The sequence below is a fragment of the Streptomyces sp. NPDC051214 genome (assembly GCF_040682375.1).
Lineage (GTDB): Bacteria > Actinomycetota > Actinomycetes > Streptomycetales > Streptomycetaceae > Streptomyces.
The window spans coordinates 497,125-509,523 of sequence record NZ_JBFBAT010000005.1 but is presented as its reverse complement, the minus strand read 5'-3'; the positions used below and the strand labels follow the sequence as shown (position 1 = coordinate 509,523).

At 71.0% G+C, this 12,399-nt stretch carries 10 protein-coding genes; 8 read left to right on the top strand and 2 right to left on the bottom strand.

Translation table 11 applies throughout. The features are described from left to right. Positions 1-45: 45 nt before the first annotated feature. The 5 genes from mce to AB0M70_RS16250 all read left to right on the top strand — a co-directional run bounded on the left by mce (position 46) and on the right by AB0M70_RS16250 (position 7,592). Entirely contained in the window at positions 46-486 is a 441-nt protein-coding gene (mce, locus tag AB0M70_RS16270) for a methylmalonyl-CoA epimerase (RefSeq protein ID WP_365820603.1), read from the top strand. 231 nt (positions 487-717) lie between these two features. Next, the gene (gene scy, locus AB0M70_RS16265; RefSeq protein WP_365820601.1) at positions 718-4,635 is read left to right on the top strand and encodes a polarized growth protein Scy; all 3,918 of its coding nucleotides are present in this window, start codon (positions 718-720) and stop codon (positions 4,633-4,635) included. A 182-nt stretch (positions 4,636-4,817) separates the two neighbouring features. Further along, positions 4,818-5,753 (top strand): cellulose-binding protein, encoded by a 936-nt coding sequence (locus tag AB0M70_RS16260; RefSeq protein WP_190081912.1) that lies wholly within the window; start codon positions 4,818-4,820, stop codon positions 5,751-5,753. 72 nt (positions 5,754-5,825) lie between these two features. Further along, entirely contained in the window at positions 5,826-6,818 is a 993-nt protein-coding gene (locus tag AB0M70_RS16255) for an ABC transporter ATP-binding protein (RefSeq protein ID WP_365820599.1), read from the top strand. Between the two features lie 3 nt (positions 6,819-6,821). Beyond that, entirely contained in the window at positions 6,822-7,592 is a 771-nt protein-coding gene (locus AB0M70_RS16250) for an ABC transporter permease (protein WP_365820597.1), read from the top strand. Here AB0M70_RS16250 and AB0M70_RS16245 read toward each other — a convergent pair. Next, positions 7,573-8,445, bottom strand: a complete 873-nt coding sequence (locus AB0M70_RS16245) for a hypothetical protein (RefSeq protein WP_365820595.1) — start codon at positions 8,443-8,445, stop codon at positions 7,573-7,575. The genes AB0M70_RS16250 and AB0M70_RS16245 overlap by 20 nt on opposite strands. A gap of 277 nt (positions 8,446-8,722) precedes the next feature. On the opposite strand from AB0M70_RS16245, the gene AB0M70_RS16240 reads away from it, so the two are divergent. From AB0M70_RS16240 to AB0M70_RS16230, 3 genes are all read left to right on the top strand, one after another. Then, on the top strand, positions 8,723-9,610 hold the full coding sequence (locus tag AB0M70_RS16240) for a hypothetical protein (protein WP_365820593.1): 888 nt from the start codon (positions 8,723-8,725) through the stop codon (positions 9,608-9,610). Positions 9,611-9,721: 111 nt separating this feature from the next. Then, positions 9,722-10,909 carry an ABC transporter ATP-binding protein gene (locus AB0M70_RS16235; RefSeq protein ID WP_365820591.1) on the top strand — a complete coding sequence of 396 codons (1,188 nt, stop codon included), beginning with the start codon at positions 9,722-9,724 and terminating at the stop codon, positions 10,907-10,909. A gap of 158 nt (positions 10,910-11,067) precedes the next feature. After that, a complete protein-coding gene (locus tag AB0M70_RS16230; RefSeq protein WP_363209415.1) occupies positions 11,068-11,853 on the top strand; it encodes an ABC transporter permease in 786 nt (261 codons plus the stop codon). A gap of 23 nt (positions 11,854-11,876) precedes the next feature. On the opposite strand, the gene AB0M70_RS16225 is transcribed toward AB0M70_RS16230, so the two are convergent. Beyond that, a complete protein-coding gene (locus tag AB0M70_RS16225) occupies positions 11,877-12,209 on the bottom strand; it encodes an ATP/GTP-binding protein (protein ID WP_365820589.1) in 333 nt (110 codons plus the stop codon). Positions 12,210-12,399 lie beyond the last annotated feature (190 nt).

The window sequence follows — 12,399 nt, the reverse complement described above, 5'->3', positions numbered from 1 at the left end:
GCGCGCACGTTGCGTAATCACCGCCGGAAGGGCTGCACTTAAAACATGCTGACGCGAATCGATCACATCGGGATCGCCTGTTTCGACCTCGACAAGACCGTCGAGTTCTACCGGGAGACATATGGCTTCACGGTGTTCCACACCGAGGTCAACGAAGAGCAGGGCGTACGCGAGGCCATGCTCAAGATCAATGAGACGAGTGACGGCGGCGCCTCCTACCTGCAACTCCTCGAACCCACCCGCGACGACTCCGCCGTGGGCAAATGGCTGGCCAAGAATGGCGAGGGCGTGCACCACATCGCCTTCGGCACCGCGGACGTGGACGGCGACGCCGCGGCCATCAAGGACAAGGGTGTACGCGTCCTCTACGACCAGCCCCGGATCGGCTCCATGGGCTCCCGCATCACCTTCCTGCACCCCAAGGACTGCCACGGCGTACTGACCGAACTCGTCACCTCGGCAGCTCAGGAGTCACCGGAGCACTGACCTCCGCATACTTGGGCCGGTAGGGTTGGGGGCGGCCGTCCGAAGTTCGGGCGGCCGGTCGTCCGTACGCTGGGCGGCCGCTTGCCGGGGTCCGGGTTTCGGGGGACGAGCGTCAGGGCAGCAGCCCATGCTCTGCTGTTGATCTGACACCATTCCCCGTGGGCCCCGTTCGGCGGATGGACAGGGCTCGTAAGAAGAGACTTGCGACCAGGGGACGGATGGGACCGCGCAGTGCGGGGCTACGAACGCCAAGAGAGCTCGCGGGCTGAGACGGACCATCTTTCGCGGTTCGAGGCCGAGATGGACCGGCTGAAGACCGAGCGAGAGAAGGCTGTTCAGCACGCCGAAGACCTCGGCTATCAGGTCGAGGTGTTGCGCGCCAAGCTGCACGAGGCGCGCCGCAACCTCGCGTCCCGCCCTGCCTATGACGGCGCGGACATCGGCTACCAGGCCGAGCAGTTGCTCCGTAATGCCCAGATCCAGGCCGACCAGCTGCGCCAGGACGCCGAGCGGGAGCTGCGCGACGCCCGTGCGCAGACCCAGCGGATCCTCCAGGAGCACGCCGAGCAGCAGGCCAGGCTCCAGTCCGAGCTGCACTCCGAGGCGGTGTCACGCCGTCAGCAGCTCGACCAGGAGCTGTCCGAGCGCCGCCAGACCGTCGAGTCGCACGTCAACGAGAACGTGGCGTGGGCCGAGCAGCTGCGGGCCCGCACGGAGCAGCAGGCGCGCCGCCTGCTCGACGAGTCGCGCGCCGAGGCCGACCAGGCCCTGGCCGCCGCCAGGGCCGAGGCCGAGCGCGTGGCCGAAGAGGCCCGCCAGCGCATGTCGAGCGACGCCGAGTCGGCCCGTGCCGAGGCCGAGGCGATCCTGCGCCGGGCGCGCTCGGACGCCGAGCGCCTCCTGAACGCGGCGTCCACGCAGGCGCAGGAGGCCACCGACCACGCGGAGCAGCTGCGTTCGTCCACGGCCACCGAGTCCGAGCAGGCGCGCCGCCAGGCCACCGAGGCGAGCCGGGCCGCCGAGCAGCGCATGGCGGAGGCCGAGACGGCGCTGCGCGAGGCGCGCGCCGAGGCCGACAAGGTGCTCGCCGAGGCCAAGGAGCTCGCGTCCAAGCAGCTCTCGGCCGCCGAAGGGGCCAACGAACAGCGCACGCGTACGGCCAAGGAGCAGGTCGCGCGGCTGGTCGGCGAGGCCACCAAGGAAGCCGAGGCCACGAAGTCCGAGGCCGAGCAGCTCGTCGCCGACGCGCGCGCCGAGGCCGAGAAGCTGATCAAGGACGCCGCCGAGAAGGCGCGCACGATCACCGCCGAGGAGACCGCGGGCCAGCTCGCCAAGGCGGCCCGTACGGCGGAGGAAGTACTGGAGAAGGCGTCCAAGGACGCCAAGGACACGACGAAGGCCGCCACCGAGGAGGCCGAGCGGATCCGCAGCGAGGCCGAGGCCGAGGCGGACCGGCTGCGCGCCGAGGCGCACGACATCGCCGAGGGGCTCAAGGGCACGGCGAAGGACGACACCAAGGAGTACCGCGCCAAGACCGTCGAGCTGCAGGAGGAGGCGCGCAGGCTGCGCGGCGAGGCCGAGCAGCTGCGGGCCGACGCGGTCACCGAGGGTGAGCGGATCCGGGGCGAGGCACGGCGCGAGGCCGTCCAGCAGATCGAGGAGGCGGCCAAGTCCGCCGAGGAGCTGCTCGCCAAGGCGAAGGCCGACGCGGACGAGCTGAAGTCGGCCGCGACCACGGAGAGCGAGCGGGTCCGCACCGAGGCCATCGAGCGCGCCACAAGCCTGCGCAAGCAGGCCGAGGAGACCCTGGAGCGCACCCGCGCGGAGGCCGACCGGCACCGCGAGGAGGCCGCCGAGCAGGCCGAGGCCACGAAGTCCGAGGCCGAGGACGCCGCGCGCGCCCTGCGCGAGGAGACCGAGCGGGCGATAGCGGCACGTCAGGCCGAGGCCGCCGACGAGCTGGCGCGCCTGCACACGGAGGCCGAGGAGCGTCTTGCCTCCGCCGAGCAGGCACTCACCGACGCCCGCGCCGAGGCGGAGCGCATCCGCAAGGAAGCCGCGGACGAGACGGACCGCCTCCGCTCGGAGTCCGCCGAGCGGATCCGCACCCTTCAGGCGCAGGCCGAGACCGAGGCCGAGCGGCTGCGCACCGAGGCCGCCGCCGACGCATCGCAGGCGCGCGCCGAGGGCGAGAACGTGGCCGTGCGGCTGCGTTCCGACGCCGCCGCCGAGGCCGAGCGCCTCAAGACCGAGGCCCAGGAGTCGGCCGACCGGCTCCGCTCGGAGGCCGCAGCCGCCGCCGAGCGCGTGGGCGCGGAGGCCGCCGAGGCGCTGTCCGCGGCCCAGGAGGAGGCCGCGAGGCGCCGCCGGGAGGCAGAGGAGACCCTCAGCTCCGCGCGCGGCGAGGCCGACCAGGAGCGCGAGCGGGCCCGTGAGCAGAGCGAGGAGCTCCTCGCCTCCGCCCGCAACCGCGTCGAGGAGGCTCAGGCCGAGGCCGTCCGCCTCGTCGAGGAAGCCGACCGCAGGGCGACCGAGATGGTCTCCAGCGCCGAGCAGACCGCCCAGTCCGTACGGGATTCCGTGGCGGGCCTGCAGGAGGCGGCGCAGGAGGAGATCGCGGGCCTGCGCAGCGCCGCCGAGCACGCGGCGGAGCGCACCCGGACCGAGGCGCAGGAGGAGGCGGACCGTGTCCGCTCCGACGCGTACGCCGAGCGGGAGCGTGCCTCGGAGGACGCCGCCCGTGCCCGTCGCGAGGCGAGCGAGGAGGCCGAGGCCGCCAAGTCCCTGGCCGAGCGCACCGTTTCGGAGGCGATCGCGGAGGCCGAGCGGCTGCGTTCGGACGCCTCGGAGTACGCCCAGCGTTCGCGTACGGAAGCCTCGGACGCCATCGCGTCGGCCGAGCAGGACGCGTCCCGCACCCGTGCCGACGCCCGTGAGGACGCCAACCGCATCCGCAGCGACGCCGCGAGCCAGGCCGACCAGCTGATCGGCGAGGCGCGCAGCGAGGCGGAGCGGCTGCAGAACGAGACGGTCGCGGAGGCCGAGCGGCTCCAGGCCGAGACCATCGCCGAGGCCGAGCGGCTGCGTGCCGAGACGGCGGCGGAGGCCGAGCGGGTGCGCTCGGAGTCGGTGGCCAAGGCCGAGAAGCTCATCTCGGACGCGACGGGCGACGCCGAGCGGCTGCGCGCGGACGCGGCCGAGACGGTCGGCTCCGCCCAGCAGCACGCCGAGCGCATCCGGTCCGAGGCCGAGCGCGTCAAGGCGGAGGCGGCGGCCGAGGCCGAGCGGCTAACCTCGCAGGCGCGGGACGAGGCCGAGCGCACCCTGGACGAGGCGCGCCAGGCGGCCAACAAGCGCCGTTCCGAGGCGGCCGAGCAGGTCGACACGCTCATCACGGAGGCCGCGGCCGAGGCCGAGAAGCTGACGGGCGACGCCCAGGAGAAGGCGCTCAAGGCCACCACGGACGCGGAGGCGCAGGCCGACACGATGGTCGGCGCAGCCCGCACGGAGGCCGACCGGCTTGTCTCCGAGGCGAGGGTCGAGGGCAACTCCCTGGTGGAGAAGGCCCGTACGGACGCGGACGAACTGCTCGTCGGCGCCCGCAGGGACGCGACGGCCATAAGGGAGCGTTCCGAGGAGCAGCGCGACCGCATCACCGCGGAGATCGAAGAGCTGCACGAGCGTGCGCGCCGCGAGTCCGCGGAGGCGATGAAGACCGCGGGTGAGCGCTGTGACGCGCTGGTGAAGGCCGCGGAGGAGCAGCTCGCCGAGGCCGAGGCCAAGGCCAAGGAGCTGGTGTCGGACGCGAGTTCCGAGGCCGGCAAGGTCCGTATCTCGGCCGTGAAGCGGGCCGAGGCGCTGCTCAAGGAGGCCGAGACCAAGGTCGCCGAACTGGTGCGCGACGCCGAGCGGGTCAAGGCGGAGGCGCAGGCCGAGGCGGAGCGTACGGTTGACGAGGGCAAACGCGAGCTCGAGGTTCTCGTCCGCCGGCGCGAGGACATCAACGCCGAGATTTCCCGTGTCCAGGACGTACTGGAGGCGTTGGAGTCTTTTGAGGCCCCACCGATTCCGGGCGCGAAGGACGGTGGCGTCAAGGCCGGTGCGGCGGCAGGCTCAACTCGATCGGGTGGCAAGCCGTCTGAGGGCTAGCCAAAGAACTTCTCGCGTGCTTTGTAAGGACCTTCGGCACTGTCGCTGGCAAGTGCTCCGGCGGTTAGCCACTCAAAAGGGGTGTCATTCTCCAGATCAAACGGGCATCTGCTCGATGACACGCCGCTTGGACCCCTAGGATTCCCCCTATCACCTCACCGGTCTCATTCGACAGGAACCCCATGAGCGACACTTCCCCCTACGGCTTCGAGCTTGTGCGGCGTGGGTACGACCGCGCTCAGGTGGACGAACGTATCTCCAAGCTCGTCTCCGACCGTGACAGCGCTCTTGCTCGTATCACTGCTCTGGAAAAGCGCATTGAGGAGCTGCACCTCGAGACGCAGAACGCGCAGGCGCAGGTAGCCGACGCCGAACCGTCGTACGCGGGCCTCGGCGCGCGTGTCGAGAAGATCCTCCGCCTCGCCGAGGAGGAGGCGAAGGACCTGCGCGAGGAGGCTCGTCGCGCAGCCGAGCAGCACCGCGAGCTCGCCGAGTCGGCGGCCCAGCAGGTGCGCAACGACGCCGAGTCGTTCGCGGCCGAGCGCAAGGCCAAGGCGGAGGACGAGGGCGTCCGGATCGTCGAGAAGGCCAAGGGCGAGGCGGGCGCGCTGCGCAGCGAGGCGCAGAAGGACGCGCAGCAGAAGCGCGAGGAGGCGGACGCCCTCTTCGAGGAGACCCGCGCCAAGGCCGCCCAGGCCGCGGCCGACTTCGAGACGAACCTCGCCAAGCGCCGCGAGCAGTCGGAGCGTGACCTGGCCTCGCGTCAGGCCAAGGCCGAGAAGCGTCTCGCGGAGATCGAGCACCGCGCCGAGCAGCTCCGCCTGGAGGCAGAGAAGCTCCGCACGGACGCCGAGCGCCGCGCTCGCCAGACGGTGGAGACCGCTCAGCGTCAGGCGGAGGACATCGTCGCCGACGCGAACGCCAAGGCCGACCGGATCCGCTCGGAGTCCGAGCGGGAGCTCGCCGCCCTGACGAACCGTCGGGACTCCATCAACGCGCAGCTCACCAATGTGCGCGAGATGCTGGCGACGCTCACCGGTGCGGCTGTGGCCGCCGCCGGGTCGCCTGCGGAGGACGAGCCCGTCTCCCGCGGGGTGCCCGCGCAGCAGACCCGATAAGGGCCGTCGAGACGCTCAGAGCCCCTTGCCGCTCCGGTGGCAGGGGGCTCTGTCCCGTTCTAGCGTGGCCGCATGATCGAGCTCGAGGGGCTGACCAAGCGGTACGGCGAGAAGCTGGCCGTCAACAACCTCACCTTCACCGTGCATCCGGGCATGGTCACCGGCTTCCTCGGGCCCAACGGCGCCGGCAAGTCCACGACGATGCGGATGATGCTCGGGCTCGACAACCCCACGGCGGGCGCCGCGCGGATCGACGGCAAGCGGTACGCCCAGCTGAAGGACCCGCTCAAGTACATCGGCGCCCTGCTCGACGCCAAGGCCATGCACGGCGGGCGCAGCGCCTTCAACCATCTCCTGTGCCTCGCCCAGAGCAACGGCATCCCGCGCGCCCGTGTCCATGAGGTCCTGGACACCGTGGGCCTGACGCAGGTCGCCAAGAAGAAGGCCAAGGGCTTCTCGCTCGGCATGGGGCAGCGGCTCGGCATCGCGGGCGCCTTGCTCGGCGACCCCGAGATCCTGATGTTCGACGAGCCGGTCAACGGGCTCGATCCCGAGGGCATCCACTGGATCCGCAACCTGATGAAGTCCCTGGCCTCGCAGGGCCGCACGGTCTTCGTCTCCTCGCACCTGATGAGCGAGATGGCCCTGACCGCCGACCATCTGGTCGTCATCGGCCAGGGACGGCTGCTCGCGGACACCTCGATGGCGGACTTCATCCAGCAGAACTCACGCAGTTACGTCCGGCTGCGCTCCCCGCAGCGCGAGCGGCTCCTCGACGTGCTGCACCAGGAGGGCGTCACCGCCGTCGAGGCGGGCAACGGCACCCTCGAGGTGGACGGCACCCCCGCCGAGGATCTCGGTGAACTCGCCGCCCGCCATCAGCTCGTACTCCATGAACTGAGCCCCCAGCGGGCCTCGCTGGAAGAGGCGTTCATGCAGCTCACCGCGGAGTCCGTGGAGTATCACGCGCACGCCGACCATGCGGGCTCCGACGCCGCCCCGCCTCCTGGCGCGCAGGGCACGGGCTGGGGCGAGAGCTGGCAGCAGCCGAAGAGGGGGGCCTGAGCGATGGCCGCGACGCAGGTACTGAAGTCGGAGTGGACCAAGATCCGCTCGGTCTCGTCGACCGTGTGGACGCTGGGTCTCGCGCTGGTCGTCACGGTCGGGCTCGGTCTGCTGATCAGCATTCTGGCCAAGAACGACTACGACAGCCTCAACGCCCAGGACCGCCGGGTCTTCGACCCGACCTTCACCAGCTTCGCCGGCATGAGCCTCGGCCAGCTCGCGATGATCGTCTTCGGTGTCCTCGTCGTGTCGAACGAGTACAGCACCGGCATGATCCGCACCTCGCTCTCCGCGGTCCCGCAGCGCGCCACCTTCATGGCGAGCAAGGTCGCGGTCGCCACGCTGCTCTGCCTGGTGGTGGGCCTGGTCACCAGCTTCATCGCGTTCTTCGTGGGCCAGGCGATGCTCGGCGAGCACAAGGCGCTGATCGGCGACCCCGGCGTGCTGCGCGCGGTGATCGGCGGCGGGCTCTACATGACGCTCATCGCGATGTTCTCGATGGGCGTCGCGATGATGCTGCGCAGCCCGATGCTGTCCCTCGGCATCCTGATGCCGTTCTTCTTCCTCATCTCCAGCATCCTGGGCAACGTCTCGGCGACAGAAAAGATCGGCCGCTTCCTCCCCGACCAGGCCGGCAACAAGATCATGCAGGTAAAGACCCCCCTGGACGACGACACCCCGTACGGCCCCTGGGGCGGCCTCGCGATCATGGGCGTCTGGGTGGCGGTGGCACTGCTCGGCGGCTACGCGCTGCTCAAGAAGCGGGACGCGTAGCGTCCTCGTCCGGCGGCAGCAGTTCGTCGAAGCCGCGCCAGCCGTCCCACTCCCACACGTCACGCTGCAGATCCGGTTCGAGCGGCACGAAGCGGCCCAGCTCGAAGTCCTCGGGCCCGACCTTGAACCACCGCTCGTCCGCGACCTCCGTCCCCAGGCCCACGGTCCGCGCGGTCAGCCGCACCATCAGCTCCACACCGGCCGACTGCGACAGGTCCTTGCCCTGGATGCGGGTGAACGGCAGCCGCGGCACCGGAGCGTCGACCGGGATCCACACGGTGAACGGAGCACCCCGCTCGACGGCGAGCCAGCAGCGCTCCTCGGCCGGTTCGCCCTTCTCGTCGAGCACATTGAGCCACTTCTTGTAGATGACGAGGCTGCCGTCGTGCGGTGAGCGTTCGAGATAGCGCAGATGGGCGCGGGCGTGCAGGTCGACGACGAAGAGATTGTCGAAGCGGTTGTAGAACCGGATCGCGATGATCGCGTTCTCGCTCTGCGCGTGCGAGCGCCGGTACCCGGGGAAGTCGGCGGTCCACGCGTGCGAGATGGACGCCCGGCGCCGCCAGACGAACGGCCGCAGCGCGAACATCTTGATCAGTACGAAGCCGAGGAGCACGGCGGGCGCGAGCGCCCCGATCACCGAGGCCATGGTCGCCAAGAGCTGCTGCGCGGTGCTCCCCGCCTGGGGATCGAGGTTGTCCGTGCCGACGCACGCGCGCAGCGCGGACAGCGCAAGGTCGAACAGCCGTTCAGGATCGCTGAACCGCTCGCTCAGGGAGCGCGGCGAGTCCTCGGCCATCGTCCACAGCACGGCGATCACCGCGGAGACCCCGGCGAGCACGGTCAGTGTCATGAGCAGCAGGGCGTGGACGGACCGGCCCGCGATCCATCCTCGCGCAGACGTCCGATAGCGCGGGTGCGCGCCACCCCTGCGAGGCCATCTCACCAAGGACCCCAACTTCCCTTCCCCGCACCGCACTTCACCCGGTCCCCCACGGTGGATCGGCTTCTTTCCCGCAACCCGCCGAGGTTAACCCGGCGGCCGAGGAGCGGTGAAGCGGCGGCGCGGGTACGTGTTCCCGTGGAAGGCTGTCCCCGCACCGCGTCGACCATCCCCGAAGGGCGCCATCGTGAGGACTGAGGACCGAAGCCTGGAGTCGCTGGGTCTCGCCGGCGTACCGGCCAGAGAGCCACTGACCTATCCCGGCCGCCCCATCCCCGCCCCGTCGCTGCTCAACGGCGGCGAGCTGCTCCGGCTCGACGTGCGGACCGGCAGGCTCGGCGATTGGTACGTGGAGGAGCCGGTGCGGCGCCGCCTCGACGAGGCCCTCGTGGACGAGGGCCAGGCCGTCACCGGCCGCCGCCACCCGGTGATCGCCGTGGGGTCGAACGCGTCACCCGGCCAGGTGGCGTACAAGCTGACCCGGCTCGGCATCCCCGCCACCGTGCCCATGGTGCCGGTCCGGGTGCGCGGCATCGCGGTCGGCTGCTCCGGGCACATCAGCCCGGCGGGCTATGTCGCGGGCACCCCGTACGTGGACCGGGAGGCCGAGACGCCCCTTGTGGTGACCTGGCTGGACGCCACGCAGCTCAAGGCGGTCGACGACACGGAGTTCCCCGACTACCGCAGGGCCATACTGCCGGGCGACGACTTCGAGATGACCATGCCGTCCGGTGAGCGCCTCGGCGGCGCGTACATCTACTTCAGCGCGCACGGCGTCCTCGCCGACCCGGCGACCGAGCGCCCACGGCCGGGCGGCGGCGACCAGGCGGAACTGCTCGCCGCGCTCCTGAAGGACTCGCCCCGCCTGAGGGAACTGCTCGGCCCCGATCCGGCCAGCTGGGTCGCGGCGGCGGGTTCCACGTCCCGGCTGCGCGAGCTGGGCACGCGCGTCTTCGGGGACGAGGGCTGGGTGCTGCCGCAGACCGACTTCCTGCCGTACGTCGACGAGTCGAGCCGGCTGCGCGTGTACGACGAGCTGCCCCCGCTTGCGGGCTCCCTGCCGTCGGCTCCGTGACGCCTGAGCCCTTTACGCACTCTTGGCCGGAACCGTCAACGCTCGGATACCCTCCTAACCCTTACGGGGGCGTGTGCCCCGACGTCCTGAACCATTCGATGGGTGCGGAGAATGATCGAGGCAGTCGGCCTGACGAAGCGCTACGGCGCCAAGACAGCCGTGTACAACCTTTCCTTTCAGGTGCGGCCCGGCACGGTCACCGGCTTCCTGGGCCCGAACGGCTCCGGCAAGTCGACGACCATGCGCATGATCCTCGGGCTCGACCAACCCACCACGGGTCAGGTGACGATCGGCGGCTACCCGTACCGCAAGCTCCCCAACGCCCCCCGCCAGGTCGGCGCGCTGCTCGACGCCAAGGCGGTGCACGGCGGGCGGCACGCCCGTAATCACCTCCTGTGCCTCGCGCAGCTCTCCGGCATCCCGGCCCGCCGGGTCGACGAGGTGCTCGGCGTCGTGGGCCTCCAGGAGGTGGCGAAGAAGCGCTCCAAGGGCTTCTCGCTCGGCATGGGCCAGCGCCTCGGCATCGCCGCCGCACTGCTCGGCGACCCGCAGGTGCTGCTCTTCGACGAGCCGGTCAACGGTCTCGACCCCGAGGGCATCCTCTGGGTCAGGAACCTGATGAAGTCCCTCGCCGCCGAGGGCCGCACGGTCTTCGTCTCCTCGCACCTGATGAGCGAGATGGCCCTCACCGCCGAGCACCTGATCGTCATCGGCCGCGGGCAGCTCCTCGCGGACATGAGCGTCAAGGACTTCATCTCGCACAACTCCGCCGACTTCGCGCGCGTGCGTACGCCGGAAGGCGACGTGCAGCAGCGCGAGAAGCTGTCGGCCGCGCTGAGCGAGGCCGGCGGCCAGGTCATGCCCGAGCAGGACGGCGCGCTGCGCGTGACCGGTCTTCCGCTCCCCCGCATCAGCGACCTCGCGCACGACGCGGACGTCCGCGTCTGGGAGCTCTCGCCGCACCAGGCCTCGCTGGAAGAGGCGTACATGCGGATGACGCAGGGCGCCGTCGACTACCGCTCGACCGTCGACCAGCGCGCGGGCCTCCAGCAGCAGCTGCCGCCGGGCGCGATGCCTCCGCAGCAGATGCCGGTGCCCGGCCAGGGCCAGCCCGGGTGGTACGCGCCGCCGCCGCCCCAGCAGGGCGGCCAGCCCTTCGCGATGCCGCAGGGCGCGCCCGGCGCACCGCAGGGCACCCCGAACCCGTACGCGACCGCCGCCCCGCAGGCGCCCGCCCCTGCCCCGGCCCCTGCTCCCGCCCCCGACATGACCAAGCGCGACAGCGAGGACCCCCGATGACCACGCCTCCGACTCCGCAGCCGCAGGCGCAGCCCCAGCAGGCACCTCAGCAGGCCCCCCAGCAGGCCTACGCACAGGCCGGTGCCCCCGTGCCCCAGGGCGCCCCGATGGCTCCCCCGCCGGCCGCCCCCGCGCCCCCCTCCGCCTGGCAGCAGGCGATGAACAACGCCTACACCTCGCCGATCCCGGTCAAGAAGACCCACCTGGGCAACGCCCTGGCCTCCGAGTGGACGAAGATCAAGTCCGTCCGCTCGACCATGTGGACCCTCGGCGTCTTCTTCCTCCTGGTCGTCGGCATCGGCCTGCTCGTGGCCGGACAGACCGAGGACCGGGACTACGCGGACGTGCCGTTCACCATCCCGGCCTTCTTCGGTCTGGTGCTCGGCCAGATCTGCCTGATCACGCTCGGCGTCCTGGTGACGTCGTCCGAGTACGGCACGGGCATGATCCGTACGACGTTCACGGCGTCACCGCAGCGCTATCGGGTGCTCACCGCCAAGATCATGATCTTCTTCGTGATCGCCTTCGTCGTCTCGGCGGGTTCCGTCCTCCTGGTGGGCCTGATGACGTCGGGGATGCACAGCGGCCCCGAGGCCGGCGACGTCGCCTGGGCGGGCACGGTCCTCAAGGGCGGGCTCTACGTTTCGCTCCTGGGCGTCCTCGCCCTCGCCGCCGGATCGATGCTGCGGCACTCCGCGGGCGCGATCACCGCGATGCTCGGCGTGGTCCTTGTCCCCGCGATCCTGCCCGTGTTCCTGATGATCTCCGAGGGCACGCGCCCGCTCGGCGAGAAGATGCTGGACTACAACGCCATCAACTCGCTCGCCAAGATCTTCGAGATGGACGGCGAGGGCGGCGGCACCTCGCAGCTGCTGCTGCTCGTCGGCGTGACGGCGGCCGCGATCGCCGGCGCCTTCGCGCTCCTGGAGAAGCGCGACGTGTAGCCGCCAGGGGTTACACCCGGGTCTCAGTACCTGGGCGCGTTACGGGACCGCTGCACCCGCGTGGTGCGGCGGTCCTTCGCGTTCCAGCACGCCTTGTGCCAGTGCCTGCGCTCGTCGACCCCGGAGTGCTCGGGCCAGGCCACCACATGCGCGAGCCCTGAGGGGATCTCCTGGTCGCAGCCGGGGCAGCGGTAGGTCTTGCCGGCCGCGCTCGCTCCCGCGACATGGCGCAGGCTCCACTGCTCGCCCCGCCAGTTCTCGGTGGACTGGAAGCCGCCGTAGCGCCCCGTCGTCTCCCCGTCCATGCGCGGACTGTCTTCTCCGGCGCCCTTCGGGCGGTTGCGACGCGGGGACACGGGACACCTCACGGGATGTACGGGGGCCAGGGGTGTGACCAGCCTACGCGGAGCGGACCCGGGTAGTCGTCCTGCACCAACCCCCACAGATCCCCCCTGCATTTCGCAGAAAATCCGTCAATCTTCATGCCAAGCCGTGCCTTTGGCACGTGTCATGCGTTGTTGCCCGTAGGGGGAGTGCCTGCGTCGG

Bases quoted from the DNA above. Each gene is read 5' to 3' on its own strand.
- AB0M70_RS16230 (WP_363209415.1), top strand. From the start codon at position 11,068: ATGAACAACGCCTACACCTCGCCGATCCCGGTCAAGAAGACCCACCTG.
- AB0M70_RS16250 (WP_365820597.1), top strand. From the start codon at position 6,822: ATGGCCGCGACGCAGGTACTGAAGTCGGAGTGGACCAAGATCCGCTCG.
- AB0M70_RS16235 (WP_365820591.1), top strand. From the start codon at position 9,722: ATGATCGAGGCAGTCGGCCTGACGAAGCGCTACGGCGCCAAGACAGCC.
- AB0M70_RS16255 (WP_365820599.1), top strand. From the start codon at position 5,826: ATGATCGAGCTCGAGGGGCTGACCAAGCGGTACGGCGAGAAGCTGGCC.
- AB0M70_RS16245 (WP_365820595.1), bottom strand. From the start codon at position 8,445: ATGACACTGACCGTGCTCGCCGGGGTCTCCGCGGTGATCGCCGTGCTG.
- mce (WP_365820603.1), top strand. From the start codon at position 46: ATGCTGACGCGAATCGATCACATCGGGATCGCCTGTTTCGACCTCGAC.
- AB0M70_RS16260 (WP_190081912.1), top strand. From the start codon at position 4,818: ATGAGCGACACTTCCCCCTACGGCTTCGAGCTTGTGCGGCGTGGGTAC.